The 14,964-nt window shown below is 70.7% G+C and carries 14 protein-coding genes; 9 read left to right on the top strand and 5 right to left on the bottom strand.

Annotated elements, in window-relative coordinates; all coding sequences use genetic code 11:
• Positions 1–149: 149 nt before the first annotated feature.
• Positions 150–1,670, bottom strand: coding sequence for an HNH endonuclease signature motif containing protein (locus O1W71_RS13230; protein ID WP_269268307.1), 1,521 nt, complete (start codon positions 1,668–1,670; stop codon positions 150–152).
• 151 nt (positions 1,671–1,821) lie between these two features.
• On the bottom strand, positions 1,822–4,839 hold the full coding sequence (locus O1W71_RS13225; RefSeq protein ID WP_269268306.1) for a DEAD/DEAH box helicase family protein: 3,018 nt from the start codon (positions 4,837–4,839) through the stop codon (positions 1,822–1,824).
• A gap of 233 nt (positions 4,840–5,072) precedes the next feature.
• On the opposite strand from O1W71_RS13225, the gene rpmB reads away from it, so the two are divergent.
• The 7 genes from rpmB to O1W71_RS13190 all read left to right on the top strand — a co-directional run bounded on the left by rpmB (position 5,073) and on the right by O1W71_RS13190 (position 9,780).
• Positions 5,073–5,309 (top strand): 50S ribosomal protein L28, encoded by a 237-nt coding sequence (rpmB, locus tag O1W71_RS13220; protein WP_005051771.1) that lies wholly within the window; start codon positions 5,073–5,075, stop codon positions 5,307–5,309.
• The gene (gene rpmG, locus O1W71_RS13215; RefSeq protein ID WP_005051772.1) at positions 5,309–5,479 is read left to right on the top strand and encodes a 50S ribosomal protein L33; all 171 of its coding nucleotides are present in this window, start codon (positions 5,309–5,311) and stop codon (positions 5,477–5,479) included. Before rpmB ends, rpmG begins: the two co-directional genes overlap by 1 nt.
• A 4-nt stretch (positions 5,480–5,483) precedes the next feature.
• Positions 5,484–5,789, top strand: coding sequence for a 30S ribosomal protein S14 (gene rpsN / locus O1W71_RS13210; protein WP_112617610.1), 306 nt, complete (start codon positions 5,484–5,486; stop codon positions 5,787–5,789).
• Between the two features lie 171 nt (positions 5,790–5,960).
• Entirely contained in the window at positions 5,961–6,086 is a 126-nt protein-coding gene (locus O1W71_RS13205) for a hypothetical protein (RefSeq protein ID WP_269268305.1), read from the top strand.
• Positions 6,087–6,088: 2 nt separating this feature from the next.
• A complete protein-coding gene (locus O1W71_RS13200) occupies positions 6,089–7,183 on the top strand; it encodes an alpha/beta hydrolase (protein WP_269268304.1) in 1,095 nt (364 codons plus the stop codon).
• Positions 7,184–7,394: 211 nt separating this feature from the next.
• Positions 7,395–7,682 (top strand): HU family DNA-binding protein, encoded by a 288-nt coding sequence (locus tag O1W71_RS13195; RefSeq protein ID WP_036304753.1) that lies wholly within the window; start codon positions 7,395–7,397, stop codon positions 7,680–7,682.
• Between the two features lie 121 nt (positions 7,683–7,803).
• Positions 7,804–9,780, top strand: coding sequence for a cytochrome c oxidase assembly protein (locus O1W71_RS13190; RefSeq protein ID WP_269268303.1), 1,977 nt, complete (start codon positions 7,804–7,806; stop codon positions 9,778–9,780).
• 6 nt (positions 9,781–9,786) lie between these two features.
• On the opposite strand, the gene O1W71_RS13185 is transcribed toward O1W71_RS13190, so the two are convergent.
• On the bottom strand, positions 9,787–10,914 hold the full coding sequence (locus O1W71_RS13185; RefSeq protein WP_269268302.1) for a hypothetical protein: 1,128 nt from the start codon (positions 10,912–10,914) through the stop codon (positions 9,787–9,789).
• Between the two features lie 42 nt (positions 10,915–10,956).
• On the opposite strand from O1W71_RS13185, the gene O1W71_RS13180 reads away from it, so the two are divergent.
• Complete coding sequence (locus O1W71_RS13180; protein ID WP_112617618.1) at positions 10,957–12,336, top strand: ATP-dependent DNA helicase; 1,380 nt, start codon at positions 10,957–10,959, stop codon at positions 12,334–12,336.
• A 9-nt stretch (positions 12,337–12,345) separates the two neighbouring features.
• Here the strand turns inward: O1W71_RS13180 and O1W71_RS13175 are convergent, their stop codons facing one another.
• Both O1W71_RS13175 and O1W71_RS13170 read right to left on the bottom strand, forming a co-directional pair.
• On the bottom strand, positions 12,346–13,023 hold the full coding sequence (locus O1W71_RS13175) for a biliverdin-producing heme oxygenase (RefSeq protein ID WP_269268300.1): 678 nt from the start codon (positions 13,021–13,023) through the stop codon (positions 12,346–12,348).
• A 71-nt stretch (positions 13,024–13,094) separates the two neighbouring features.
• Positions 13,095–13,403, bottom strand: a complete 309-nt coding sequence (locus tag O1W71_RS13170; protein ID WP_269268299.1) for a DUF2470 domain-containing protein — start codon at positions 13,401–13,403, stop codon at positions 13,095–13,097.
• A gap of 180 nt (positions 13,404–13,583) precedes the next feature.
• On the opposite strand from O1W71_RS13170, the gene O1W71_RS13165 reads away from it, so the two are divergent.
• Entirely contained in the window at positions 13,584–14,729 is a 1,146-nt protein-coding gene (locus O1W71_RS13165) for a serine hydrolase domain-containing protein (protein ID WP_269268298.1), read from the top strand.
• Positions 14,730–14,964 lie beyond the last annotated feature (235 nt).

The raw sequence follows: 14,964 nt of genomic DNA, 5'->3' as shown, positions 1-14,964 counted from the left end.
GCCGTGCTCTCGTGGCTCTCGTGGCGCGCGCGATTGATCGCGGAGCACTGACGACCCCGGACGTGAGGGCACCGCGGCAAGGCGGCTCGCCGCCGAGGCGTGACCTCGAGGGGTGCGTCGCCGCAGCACGGGGTGAGGGGCGGACCCCGTCAGAACGGCGGCGCGGATCCCGGAGGCGTATCGAGGCGACCCGGTGATCGCGGTGGTGGGGAGAGCGCGCCGGGCGGTGGTTGATCGTCCCGTCCATCGGGTGGACTCGCGGCGCTCACGGCGACCGTGAAGGCGACGAGGGGTGGTGGTGCGTCTTCGCGGTAGATCCGTCCGGTGGGGGATGTCCACACGAGCCGCCCGCCCGCGAGTTGTCGGACGTGCCATCGGGTGTGGTGTTTGACGTCGTGGTGTCTCTTGCAGAGGTTGGCGAGGTTGCACACGTGCGTCGCGCCGCCGTCGGATGCGGCGATGGTGTGGTCGAGTTCGCAGCGGATGGCTGGTTGTCGGCATCCGGGGAACCGGCAGTGCCGATCGCGGGCTCGCAGCAGCCTGACCATCCCTGCGGTGGGCCGGTAGGTGTCGCATTCGAGGACGGTTCCGGTGACCGGGTGGGTCAGCAGCCGGTCCCACGAGGTCGCGTTGCCGGCGAGCTCGCGGGCGGTCGCGGCATCGATGGGGGAGCGCCCCGCCAGATCGGCAGGCCCCTCGTCTTGCCCCATGAGTGTGAGCGCGGAGACGGCGACCTGCACGTGTGCCCGGATCGCGCCCAGTGTTCCGTTCCCGTCACCGGTGCCAGTCGGGTCGAGCGCCGGCGATCCAGTCAGGAGGAGGTCACTGAACACGTCGGCGCGGACCTGGTCGATGGTGCGGGCATCGTCGACGAACGACGACCCGTCGCGAATCGTCGTGTCGGCGCCGGGGGCGCCGCCGTTCGCGTCGGCTCGAACGCCAGGCGCCTCGGCTTGCGCGTCAGGGGCGTCGGCGTCAGCGCCGCCACCCGCCGCATCAGCCTGTGTCCGTGCGTTGATGATCTCCCGCGCCTGCCGCGTGAGCCGGTCCACGATCCCGTCCGCGATCACCGTCGGCAAGGTCGCGATCAGGTCCGACATCCCATCCACCCCGGCCTGCACCCACACGCCCCGCCCCGCGGCGGCTTCCTCGTGCCGTTCGGTGAACGTCCGTGGGTGCATCCGCTCCGCGATCATCCGCAGCGCGTCTCGCACCCGGTTCGGTGTCTCCCCCTCGCACTTCTCGATCGCGACGCGTTCGAACTCCGCCCGATCCGCCACGGGCACGAGGCACCCGACTTCCTGGATCACCCGCACGTGCCCGCGGACGATCCGCCCGTCCTCCCAGGCCGCCATCGTCACCGGGTAGTTCTCAACCAGGTCCCGCGCTTCGTCGATCCGCCGCTGCAAAGTGCGGTCGGTCGCGACGAACACTCCGGCCAGCTCCGCGGCGATGCCCCGCAACGCCATCTCGCGCGCCTTGACCTTCTCCGACGCCCCAGCGGCCTGCTTCTCGGCCAGCAGCCCAGCCGCCGCAAGCACCCGAACCTCACGAATCTGCACGGCTCGCGCGGCATCCGAAACGCCCTCGGCATCGGCGACGAGCTGAGCGAGCGCGTCGACATCGCTGTCGCTGCCCATCCCGCTGCCGAGCCCGCCATTCGAATGCATGTTCTAATGTTGCCACGAACCCCCGACATCGCGCCCCGACTTTCCACAGACGCGCGGGGCACCGAACCCGCCCGGTCAGCCCGACAATGCACCGTGCCCGAGAGCCCGCCACCGCGCCAAAACGTGCACCGCGCCAGAGTGCTCCACCGCGTCAGTCCCAGCGTTCGATGACGGCGAGATCGCCCGCCACCGCGCCCCCGCGACGCGCCTCTGCCAGGAGGGCGAGTGCTTCCGGGCTGTCGACGAAGTGGAGCGTGCACGGACCGACGGTCCGCTGCCAATCCTCCGCGAAGGAGCGCAGACGCCCGCCGGCCATGCCGAACGACGCGGGCACGGCCAAGAACTGCGACCGGCCCTGCGCGCCACCCCCGCCGCGCGCACCGCTCCCAACACGGGCGCGCTTCAGCAGCCACCGTACGAGCGGCGATCGGCCGCCGGCATCCACCTGCAGCAGGAATCGCGGCGTGCGTATCGGTCCGAGCAGCTCCGACATCGCTCCGGCGAAGACGTGCTGCTCGGCGAGGGTGGCATGGGTCAGGCGCAGTCCGAGGTGCTGGAAGCCGCCGGCATCCGTCGGCCGCTCGACGATCACCTCCGGCGTCGCCCCGTCGCCGATGCGTCCCGCGCGCTGCAATGCGGCCACGACGGTGCGCGCGATGCGGCGATACAGCTCCGGCGCCTCAGCGTGGGCTCGACGGGAGCGCCACCAGGCGCGAGCGACCGGCGCACCGGCGGCCATGGCGCCGATCAGCGCCACAGCCCCGGCCGCGACCCCGGCCACGCCGACCGCGCCGACCCCGCCGACCGCGCCGGCGACCATGAGCGCGAGCGCCGCCGCGGCGACGATGCCCGCCGTTGCCGTGCCGGCCCCGAGCACGGCATCCGCTCGGCGCCGCGTTCGGAAGGTGGGGTCGGCGGCGCGCCGGACGATCACGGTCTCCGTCGACTCCCGGTCCAGGTAGTCCGTTCCGATCTGCCATGACGCCCGCGAGAGCCCTCGCGGCTCGACGACCGTCAGGGAATCGAGCTCGTCCGCCGACGGGAGAGAACCCGGCGCGAGCAGGCGTCGCTGCTCGGCCGTCAGTGCGCCGGCGAGCCCGCGGACGATGCGGCGGGGATCGTCGCGGTGCACGCCCCACAGGCGCGCCTGCTTGCGCCGCAGTCGCGAGAGATCGGGGGCCGCGTCGATCGGCGACGACGGCGGAAGCAACGCGGTGACCGTCCAGATATGCGCGACCTTCTCGGGCCAGTCCGGGTCGAGGCGCAACGCGCGTCCGCGCAGCTGCTGCGTCGCGGGGGCTGTCGCCACTGATGACAGATCGATGAGCGTGTTCACCGCGGGACAGTCCCACCCCTCGCCGAAAAGGCCGCGGGTGCCGACGACGACGTCGAGCTGGCCGCGGCTCAGCAGGGTCGCGGCGGCACGGACGAAGCCCGCGGCACCGACGCCGGGAGCGGAGATCTCGGTCACCGCCGGATTCTCGGCGACGGCCGCGGTCGCCACCTCGACCCCCAGGGCCGCCGTCCACGCTTCAGCCAACGAACCGGCGTGACGCGTCGCGATGCGCGTCGTCGATCCGGTGACCAGGGCACCGCGCAGGTCGGCGGTCGCGGCATCCGTCGCCAGGACGTCGAAGGTCCGCAACGCGCCCGCGCGGCTGACGAGTCCACCGTGGCGGTTGCCGTGCTCGCGGAAATCGGACACGACCAGTGCGCGCAAGCGCGTGCCCATCCGGTCGCGTTCGAGGCGGAGGATGTCGCACACCGCGCGGTCCTTCGACAGCGATGACGCCAGCATCGTGTCGATGGGGTCGCGCGTGCGGCGCAGGCCACGGTCGGTCAGCGAGAAGCCGAAGTCGGCGAGTGCCGACCGGATCCGATCCCACCGGTCTCGGGCGGCCGGGTCGGGCAGCACGCGGTCGAGCGCGAAACGGCCCAGCAGTCGCAGCGACTCCTCCGTCGTCGGCTTTCGTCGCGCTGCGGTCGGCAGGCGTGCGACGAGTGGATGGTCGGGATGGACGGTCGCGAGCATCGCCGACGCAGCCTCGGCGCCCGCGAAATCGTCGGCGAAGGCTCGTGCGAGGCGGATGTCGGCGTCGTTCGGCGCCGCGCGTGCCGATGAGGCCGGCGGCGGGGGAGCGAGCGCCGGCCCCGGCGTCTCGGCGTCGCCGTCCGCACCCGCGCCGGCCTTGCCCTCGACCGGAGGCTGGAGCATCCCGATGAGATGTGCGGCCCCGTCGCCGTGGGCGAAGGTCGAGCGGATGAGTACCGCGAGGCCGGTGGCGGCGCCCGACAGGAACGCGAGCTCGTCCGTCGTCGGCTCGACGAACCGCACGTACTCGCGGTACGGGGCGAGGTTGCCCTCGCGGACGACCGCAGGGATCGGCACCTCGTAGTCGACCTCGCCGAGGAGCGAGGTGTAGTTGTCGTAGGCGTTGCCGTCGTCGGGCGAGGGGAGCGTCGCGGTCAGGCCGACCACGAGCGGAGACCTGCCCGCGTCGCGCAGCCCTGCCACCAGAGCCGCGACGACGAGCGCCCAGTGGTCGAGCAGGTGATGGCACTCGTCGAGGACGACGGTGTCGACGCCGTGGTCGACGAGGCGCTCGATCAGCGCGCGAGCATTGGGGTGCAGTGCCCGCGACAGGGCGTCCGGGTCCTCCTGGGCGATGCGGCGTCGCAGCGTGCGCGAGCGCCGGGCTATCCCGGCGGCGTACGTGCGGTGGTTGCCCGAGCGCAGAGCGTCGAGCCAGGCGGATGCCGCATCCGTCGACCGCCCGTCCGCCTCGAGTTCGCGCAGCCAGCGCTCGTGGGCGAGCGCTGCGAGGGGATTCTCGCCGTCGAGCACGCTCAGCGACTGGTATGTCAGCGCCGTCAGTTCGCCCGGGGCTTCGCTCGTGGTCGAGACGGCGCCGGCCTCGGGGGTCAGCCGCCGCGCCTCCGCGGCCCACTGGTCGCGAATGGTGATCGTCGGGGCGAGGACGAGGGTCCGCGTCCCGCGCCGCATCGCGAGCAGGAGCCCGAGCAGCGTCTTGCCCGAACCGGGCGGAGCGACGATGTGCAGCGGACCGGAGCCGGAGGCGTCGACCCGTTCGAGCGCGTCGGCCTGATAGTGCCGCAACCGTCCGTCGAAGAGCCAGCGCCGAAGGGGAGCCTCGACCTCCGGCGACATAGCGGCAGTATGGCAGACCCCGCCGACGCGGCATCCGCGGGTCCCCTCCGGCCGGTCGCCCGGTCAAGGCGACACGCCGTCGCGTGCTAGACTGACTGTTTGTCTGCGCGCACTCCAGCACGCAGTACGTACCCACTCCCCATCACAGGCCCGAAACGGCCGGATGAGGCGCGGGTGCAGACAAGGGATCTTGGGTGGCACCGTCCGGTGTCACGGTACTAAGGAGAATCACTATGGCAGCAGTGTGCCAGGTGACCGGAGCAGTTCCCGGCTTCGGTCACAACATCTCGCACTCGCACCGCCGGACGAAGCGTCGCTTCGACCCGAACGTGCAGAAGAAGACCTACTACGTTCCTTCGCTCGGTCGCAAGATCACGCTGAACGTGTCGGCTAAGGGCATCAAGGTCATCGACGCCCGCGGCATCGAGTCGGTCGTCAAGGACCTCATCGCGAAGGGTGTGAAGCTCTAATGGCGAAGAAGGCTCAGGACGTACGTCCGATCATCAAGCTCCGTTCGACCGCCGGTACGGGGTACACCTACGTGACGCGTAAGAACCGTCGCAACAACCCCGACCGCATCGTGCTCAAGAAGTACGACCCGGTGATCCGCAAGCACGTCGAATTCCGAGAGGAGCGCTGATCTCATGGCTAAGAAGAGCAAGATCGCGCGCAACAACCAGCGTGAAGAGGTCGTCGCCCGCTACGCCGAGAAGCGTGCCGAGCTGAAGAAGACCCTCGTCGACCCGAACGCGACCGACGAGGCCCGCGAGGCCGCCCGCGTCGGCCTGCAGAAGCTCCCGCGCAACGCGTCGCCGGTCCGCATCCGCAAGCGTGACGCCATCGACGGTCGCCCCCGTGGCCACCTCTCGAAGTTCGGCATTTCGCGCGTTCGCTTCCGCGACATGGCGCACAAGGGCGAGCTGCCCGGTGTGACCAAGTCGAGCTGGTAAGCCAGCCCGCGTCGAGCGCCGCGAGCTGGTAATCCAGCCCGCGTAGAGCACCGAAGCCCCCGTCCCGATTCGTCGGGCCGGGGGCTTCGTCGTTCCCGCGCGACGCCTCCTCGGCGAAGAGCCGTGCCGTCCACGGGAACGGGCGTCCGTGACAGCGGCTACGGTCGGAGGATGGACGTCAGCTCGATGATCATGGGTGGCGCGATCGCGTCGGTGATGTGGATCGTCTTCGTGCCGTGGTCGAAGCTCCGGCGGCTGCGCGAGCTCGAGCGCACCGGGCGAACGGACGGAGACTGACCGTGCCGCTCGATCCGTTCTTCGCCGAGCGGCTGCGCACGCACCGGCGGTACCTCCTGCGTCAGGCCTGGCGGTCGGTCACGTCGGCGGTGGCCGAGCGGATGCCGCGGATGCCGCGGTCTCCCGCCGCCGAGGGCGTGCCGGGCACCGCACCCGCGGCCACGCCGAGCCCGGCCCCCGTCAAGCCCGGCGGCAAGCGCCCGCTCACCCCGCGCGAGCGTCACCGCAAGGCGGCGCTCGCCTGGGACCGCCAGGAGCTCCGCACGGTCGGTACACCGGGACCCGGGATCGCCACGTCCGAGCACGTCGTCCCCGTGGCCGGATACCCCGACGTGCGCGTCCGGGTCTACCGTCCGAGCACCCTGGTCGAGGGAGAGCTTGCGCCGGCATGCCTGGTCTTCGGCGGCGGGGCGTTCCGTATCGGCGGCATCGACTACCCGACGGCGGATGCCGCGTTCCGACGCCGTGCCGACGCATCCGGGGTCGTGCTGATCGCGGTCGACTACTCGCTCGCGCCCGAGCATCGCTATCCGACCCAGATCGAGCAGGCGTACGCCGCGTGGGAGTGGCTGCACGACGAGGCGGCGACGCTCGGCATCGACCCGGACCGCGTCGGCATCTCGGGGTCGTCGGCGGGCGGGAACATCGCCGCCGTGCTGACGCTCATGAACCGCGACCGTGCGCGGCTGCCGGTCGCCGTGCAGATCCTCGAGGTGCCGGTGACCGACCTCACCGGGCGGTTCATCGATCTGCGCGCGACCTACGCGCTCGGCATCCCGGCCTTCATCGCGCTGCGCGAGCTCGTCTCGGTCGCCCGCACGTACCTCGGCGACCGCTCGCGCGCGCACGAGTCGTACGCGTCGCCGATGCGCGCCGATTCGCTCGCCGACCTGCCGCCGGCGGTCATCCTCACGGCTGAGTACGACCCGTTGCGCGGCGACGGTGCGGCCTATGCCGCGAAGCTTCGCCGCGCCGGCGTGGCGGCGAGTGCGACCCGGTACCTCGGCGTCACGCACGACACCCCGATCTTCGTCGGAGCGCTTCCCGCCGCGCGTCGCTGGGAGGCGGAGGTCGTCGCCGCCCTCCGGCGGATCTGACCCCCGCGAACGTCACATCCGTCCCACGCGCCCCGAAAACGGGCGACACGCCGGGTGAAAGCGGCCCCCGAAGCCGGTAAATCCGCGAGATTCCGCGGAATCCGCGTATATTCGGGACCGGTCGAACGACCAACCGTGGGACGCGAGTCCCCCGGGAACCACTCACGCTGTCGGCGGCGCGTCCGTCGTCCGCCGTCTGGAGGACAACCCTATGGCTGACAAGTCCATCACCAAGACCGAGCTCGTCGCGAGCATCGCCAGCGCCACCGGTCAGAGCCAGGCCGCCGTCTCGGGCGTGCTCGACTCGCTCTTCACGACCGTCTCCGAGGCCGTCGCCAAGGGCAGCAAGGTCTCGATCCCGGGCTGGATCGCCTTCGAGCAGGTCGACACCGCCGCTCGCACCGGCCGCAACCCGCAGACCGGCGAGGAGATCAAGATCGCCGCGGGCAAGCGCGTCAAGGTGACCGCCGGCTCGAAGCTGAAGGCCGCCGTCAAGTAATCGACGACGATTCACCGGAGGGGGATGCCGATAAGGCGTCTCCCTCCGTCGTTCCCGCCCCGCCCGCCGGGGACCTCGCGGCTGAGAGGCTCAGACCTCCCGGCCGCCGTAGGCTGGTGGGGTGGAATCCCGAGCGCAGCGTCTCGCCGGACCGGCGATCCTCGCTGTGTCGGCTCTCATCGTCGTCCTCATCGGCCTCGCGGCCGGAGGTGGCGCCGCACCGCTGCAGCTGCTCGACCCGGGACCGGTCGTGCGCTGGGGCCTGCCGATCATCAAGCTCGTCGTCAATCTGGCGGCAGCCGGCATGGTCGGTTCCCTCGTCGTGGCGCTGTTCGCCCTGCGCGCAGGCGAGCGCCCGTTCGACACGGCCCTCGACACCGCGTCGATCTCGGCGGCGGTCTTCACCGTCGCGAGCGCCGGCACCGCGTTCTTCACCTTCCTGAACCTCCTGGGCGCAGCTCCGAGCGCGAGCGCGGAGTTCGGCCAGCAGCTCGGCCGGTTCCTCGTCGACACCGAGGCCGGGCGCGCCTGGCTGCTGACCACGATCGCGGGCGCGGTGCTGACGGTGCTGACGTTCGCCGTCCGCGGCTGGACCTCGACGCTGATCGTCGGCATCCTCGCCGCCGCATCCCTCATCCCGATGGCGACGCAGGGGCACTCGGGCGAAGAGGCGAACCACAACATCGCGGTGACCGCGCTGGCCCTGCACATCGTCGCCGCCGCCGTCTGGCTCGGCGGTCTGCTGCTTCTCGTGATCATCCGGCCCGTCGTCGACCGTGCCGACATGGTCGCCGTCGTGTCCCGGTACTCCAGCATCGCCCTCGCGGCCTTCATCGTGGTCGCGGTCTCGGGAACGGTCCGCGCCGCCGTCGCGATCCTCTCGCCCGCCAACCTGTTCTCTCCCTACGGGGCGCTACTGCTGATCAAGGTCGTCGCGCTCGTCGCCATGGGCGTGCTGGGCGCCTCGTACCGCGGGCGGCTCATCACCAAGCTCGCCTCGTCGGGCGCCGCCCGGGTGTTCTGGCTGCTCGTGACCGTCGAGATCGTCTTCATGGGCATCGCGAGCGGCGCGGCCGCGGCCCTCGCCCGCACCCCTCCGCCCGTCGACACGACCCTCCCCGAGCAGCAGACGCCCGCCCAGATCCTGACCGGCACCGTCCTGCCTCCCGAGCTGACGATCGACCGCTGGTTCACGATGTGGGATGTCGACCTGCTCTGGGTCTTCGCCGTCGGGTTCGGTCTCTTCTTCTACCTGGCCGGAGTGTGGCGCCTGCGCAGACGAGGCGACCGCTGGCCGCTGTACCGCACCGTGCTGTGGGTGTTCGGATTGCTCCTGCTGGCATGGGTCACGAGCGGCCCCATCAACGCCTACCAGGACTACCTGTTCAGCCTGCACATGATCGGGCACATGCTGCTCTCGATGGCCATCCCGCTGTGCCTCGTCGCGGGCGCTCCCGTGACCTTGGCCGCACGCGCGATCCGCAAGCGGGACGACGGCTCGCGCGGCGGTCGCGAGTGGATCCTCTGGGCCGTTCACACCCCGTTCTCGCGCGTCGTCACCCACCCCGCGTTCGCCGCGGTCATGTTCGTCGGCTCGCTCTGGGTCTTCTACTACACCGACCTGTTCCGCTGGACGCTGTACGACCACATCGGGCACGAGTGGATGGTCGCCCACTTCCTGATCTCGGGCTACCTGTTCGTGCTGTCGCTCATCGGCATCGACCCCGTGCCCTACCGTCTGCCCTACCCCTTCCGGCTCCTCACGCTCATCGCGGTCATGGCGACCCACGCCTTCTTCGGCATGGCGATCATGATGTCGTCCGGCCTGTTCGCCGCGGAGTGGTTCGGCTCGATGGGCCGCATGTGGGGGCCGACGCCGCTCGAGGACCAGTACATCGGCGGCGGTGTGGCCTGGTCGGTCGGTGAGATCCCGACGCTGATCCTCGCGATCACGGTCGCGATCCAGTGGAGCCGCTCCGACACTCGGATGCAGCGCCGCCGTGACCGGCAGGTCGATCGGGCCGGCGACACCGAGCTCGACGAGTACAACGAGCGTCTCGCCGAGCTGGCCCGCCGAGACGCCGCGCGCAGCCGCTGACGCCGATCAGCCCTGGTCGGCCGACACCTGGATGGATGCCGTGCCGTCGGGGAGGATCGTGATCTTGCCGGTCAGGAAGAACTCGACGTCCTCCGAAACCTCGTTGAGTCGTCCGTCGTAGATGGAGCGGATGTCGACGTCGATGTGGGCGACGGCGCGGGTGCTCGGGATCGCCCACTGCGCGCCGTCGGGCACGACCTCGATCTCGGGGTTCTGTGCGATCGACCACTGCGGGGCGCCCTCGACACGGTTGCGGACGAAGTAGCCGAACGGGCATCCCGTCGGCTGCAGCACCTGCTGGGTCGCGCAGGAGGCGAGGAACTCGTCGACGCGGTCTTGCACGACCTCGATGAACTCCGGCGTGGGCTCGGTCTGCAGATCGACCGGCACGGATTTCTGCGGGGCATCCGAGAGCACGGCCACTCCGGGCGTCTGCGCCGTCGGGGTGTCGACCGAGATGGAGTAGGCGCCGGGAGAGAACACGAGCATCGACACGGGCACGAGCGGGTCGGCATCCACGCCCTCGGGCGCGACCTGCCGGGTATCGAGCTCGAAGCCGTTGACGGAGAACCGCGTGGCTCCTCGCACCGTGAGGTCGATCGCCGAGAGGGGACTGTGCGCGAAGCGCCAGGCCGGGGCGACGCCGATCCAGCCGTCCTGCTCGACGTCGAACTGCGTGCGGCCGCGGTGACCGTTCGCGAGGTAGGTGACGGTGATCTCGGTCACGTCGCCGCGGACGCGCTCACCGATGACCGAGACCTCGGACAGCGGTGCGAGGGCAGCGCGGCGCAGCAGCACCTCGGATGTCGTCGACGGCAGCTCCGCCGCGGCGAGCTCGGCGGAGTCCATGGCGACGCCGGGCAGTCGCAGCGCATCGGCGGCGCTGCCGCTGCTCAGCAGTGACAGGTAGCGCTCGACGAAGGCCGCAGGGCTGTAGAGCGTGCGGTACACCGCGACACCGCCGACGCCGAGCGCGCCGAGGGCGAGCACCGAGAGGAGCCCGATCGCGGTGAGGTCGAAAGCAAGGCGTCGCCGGCCCCGTCGCCGGCCCTGTCCGGTTCGTCGCACGCTTTCGGGCGCGCTCGACTCATCGTCGCCGATCGCGGCGTCCGGAGTCGTCTGCGCCTCGTGCACAGCACAAGTCTAGGAAGGCTCACCTGTGGCTACCATGAATCGGTGACCTTGCCGCCTCTCTCCGCTGAGCAGGAGGCGCTGTTCCGACGCATCGAGACGACCCGAGACCACGTCTTCGTCACCGGACGCGCGGGCACCGGCAAGTCGACGCTGCTGCAGCACCTGGCGTGGAACACCGACAAGCAGATCGCGATCTGCGCGCCGACGGGGGTCGCCGCACTCAACGTCGAGGGGCAGACGATCCACTCCCTCTTCCGGCTGCCGATCGGTCTCGTCGCCGACAGCGAGCTGGAGCAGTCCGAGCCGACCCGCCGCATCCTGAACGCGATCGACACGCTCGTCATCGACGAGATCTCGATGGTCAACGCCGACGTGATGGATGCGATCGACCGGTCGCTCCGGCAGGCGCGCCGACGGCGCTCCGAGGCGTTCGGCGGTGTGCAGATCGTCATGTTCGGTGATCCGTATCAGCTGTCGCCGGTGCCGCCCCGCGGCGACGAGCTGAAATACATCCGCGACCACTACCGGTCGTTCTGGTTCTTCGACGCGCAGGTGTGGGCGGGGCCCAAGGCGGAGGCCGGCGCCATCCGCTCGGACGGACTGCTCGATCTCGGACGGGTCGGCGCCCCGCTGCACATCGCGGAGCTGGGGGAGATCCACCGTCAGGCCGACCCGGGCTTCAAGGAGATGCTGAACGCCGTGCGGTACGGCGTCGTCACGGCCGACATCGCCGCGGCGCTCAATGCGGCGGGAGCCCGCACGCCGCCGCCGCCCACCGGCGACGAGCCTCCCGTGATCACGCTCGCCACGCGCAACGACGCCGTCAACCGCATCAACCAGCGTCACCTCGACGCGCTCACCGGCCCGGTGCAGACGGCGAAGGCCGACGTGAGCGGCGACTTCGGCCGCGGCGAGACGTCGTACCCGGCCGACCCCGAGCTGCAGCTGAAGGTCGGTGCGCAGGTGATGTTCCTCCGCAACGACGTCGCGGGGTACGCCGGCGACGGCCCCCGCTGGGTGAACGGCTCGATCGGCACCGTCACCCGCATCGCGGGGTCGTCGGTGCGCGTCGAGCTCGACGGCGAGGAGCACGACGTCGAGCCCGCGGTGTGGGAGAGGTTCCGCTACGCCTACGATCCCGGCTCGCGCAAGCTGACGCGCGAGATCGTCGCGGAGTTCACGCAGTTCCCGCTGCGGCTGGCGTGGGCTGTGACGATCCACAAGTCTCAGGGCAAGACCTACGACCGCGCGATCGTCGACCTCGGATCGGGTGCCTTCGCGCCGGGGCAGACCTACGTGGCGCTCTCACGCCTGACCTCGCTCGACGGGCTCTACCTGTCGCGGCCGCTCCGGCCGAGCGACATCCTGGTCGATCACGACGTACGGCGGTTCATGGCCGCCGTCCGCGCGGCCGGCATGTGACCGGCAGGGTCACGCCACGACGGAGGCCCCGGATGCCGCTGCGGCCGCGTCCTTCGCCCGCGCGAGGTCGGTGAACAGGTCGGTGTTGAACTGGTAGGCGACGAGCACCTCGTCGATCACCCGCTGCTGCTCGGCCTCGTCCCACGGCGCGGCATCGAGCTGCTCGCGATAGCGCTCTTTGAAGGCGGCCGGATCGGCGATGTCGCCGAAGATGTAGAACCCGATGCCGTTGGTCTCGAACCCGAACTGGCGGGCCATGAGCTTGCCGATGAACAGCCCGCCCGACAGGTCGCCCAGGTACCGGGTGTAGTGATGCGCGACGAAGCCGCCGGCCCAGGTGGCCCCGACCTCGTCGATGCGGGAGACATACCGCTCGGTGGTCGGCAGCGGAGTGATCCGCTCGCGCCAGTCCGGGCCGATGAGGAACTCGAGGTCGGCCTCGAGGGCGGGAAGCCGGGTGAGCTTCTCGCTGATGAACGGAGCGGCGACCGGGTCGGCCGCCATGCGGGATGCCGCGCACTCGAGCGCTGCGTAGATGAACCAGTGCTGCGCGACCAGGGCGACGTAGTCGTCGCGCGTGCCCTTGCCGCGCATGAGGTCGGACATGAAGCCGGCGCCTTCGCTGCCGGAGTGCGCAGAGCTGGACCGCTCGCGCAGAGCGGTCGAGAACGGGATCGGTTCGAGCATGGCCCGACGATAGCACTTAGGTACAGCTAACCTGAAGGTTCTTCGTCGAGCTCTTAACGACTTCGTAACGCTCAGTCATGCGGGCGCGGCTCCACACCGAGGCGCTCGCAGGCGGCGTCGTAGAGCGCGACGATCTCCCGGCGCACCTCGCGACGCTCCGTGATCGGGCCGCCGGGCCAGGCCACTCGGAGCTCCCGGGTGCCGCCGTCGGCCCGAATCGCCTGCCAATCCCCGCCATCGCCGTCGAAGAACGTCATCGTCGCCGCCGCGGCATCCGGTTCGCCGAACGCGCGCACGATGAGGAGATTGTCGGCGCGGTGAGCGTCGTTCATGTGACCGAGCACACCCGAGATGGCGTCGGCGTCGAAAGCGTGTGTCATGCGTCCACCCTAGGTTCGCAGGTTCCACAGGAGCGGTGTGCTTCACTGGAGGCATACATCTCGGGGGGTGGCTCAGGAATGCGTGCGACTCGACGCCGTCGAAGCGCAGGGATCGCCGTTGCGGTCGCGCTCGCGCTCGGTCTTTCGGCGTGCGCTCCGGCGAGCGTCAGCAGTGTCGAGATGCCCCCGCAGGTCGACGGCGAGATCGGTGGCGACACGCAGGCGCAGCTCACCGCCGCGGTCGAGCGCGCGATGGCGATGACCGGCTCGGCCGGCGCGATCGCCGGCGTCTGGGTGCCGTGGTCGGGCGAGTGGGTGGCCGGCTTCGGCACCAACCCCGACGGAACCGAGGTCACCGCAGACGACTCCTTCAAAGCCGGCCCGGTCACGCGCGCGATGACGTGCGACGTGCTCTACGGCATGGCCGCAGACGGCACCGTCGAGCTCGATGACCCCGTGACGGAATGGATCGTCGGATTCCCCGCCACCCCGGTCGTGACCCTCGAGCAGCTCTGCGACAGCACATCGGGACTCGGGTCGTACCAGCCGCGTCTGCAGGCCCGGTGGGAAGCGAATCCCGCGCGTCCGTGGGCTCCGCACGAACTCCTCGCCTACGGGCTGGCTGCCTCGGGCCCGACGGGCGGCACGTCGTTCGCCAACTCGGACGCCGGATATGTCCTCCTCGGCATGGCTCTCGAGCGGGCCGCGAACAGCACCGCCGCGGAGCTGTTCCAGCGCTACGTCTTCGAGCCCCTCGGCATGGGCGGGTCGTCGCTGCCGGATCGGCAGGCCGACGTCGGCCTGCACGGCACGCAGTCGGTGCTGACCCCCGAGGGTGCGCCCGATTGCGCGACGGCTGCCGACCTCACCGCGTGGTCTCCCTCGGCTGGATTCACATCGTCGGGCGTCGTCACGACGGCCGCGGACCTGGGGCGGTACGCGCGCGCACTCGCAACCGGCCTGCGCTCGTTCGACGACGACCAGCGGTTCGGCTCGCCCATCCCCGTCGGAGAGGGCGTTCCGACCTGGTACACCGTCGACGGCGGCGCGTACCAGGCGGGCACCCTCGTCGGCCAGTACGGCTCGATCCCCGGTTATCAGACCGCGGCTTTCGCCGACCGTGAGACGGGCCTGACCGTCGTCGCCGTGCTGAACAACTCTCGCGCCTCGGCCGAGGCGATCCGCGTGCTCGGATGGGAGCTCGCCGCGATCGCGTCGAAGGCGCCCGCCGCCTCGGGCGAGACCGCCCCGCCGGCGGGTCTGCCCTGGACGCCCGAGCAGATGGACGGCGACCTCGCCTCGGTCGCGATCTGCCCGCTTCCCTGACCGCGGCCGCGCTGCCTCGCGAACGTCGGAGGATGTCGCCGGCGTCGGAGTGAAGCCGCGAAGGCATCCGATATCGCCGTGATTCTCCGAGTCTCGCGCGCCGCGACCGACGCCCGTCGTGTTTCGGGCGTGTGAAAAGACGGCCGGATCTCGTGACGATCGTGTCACACCGCCCTCCCCGACCCGCTCGACTCGGTAGAACGGATGCAGCGTGATCGTGCAATTGCACATTGCA

Origin of the sequence: Microbacterium sp. H37-C3, assembly GCF_027157935.1 — a bacterium.
Lineage (GTDB): Bacteria > Actinomycetota > Actinomycetes > Actinomycetales > Microbacteriaceae > Microbacterium > Microbacterium plantarum.
The sequence above is the reverse complement of the archived record's forward strand: the minus strand, read 5'-3'. Positions and strand labels throughout refer to the sequence as shown.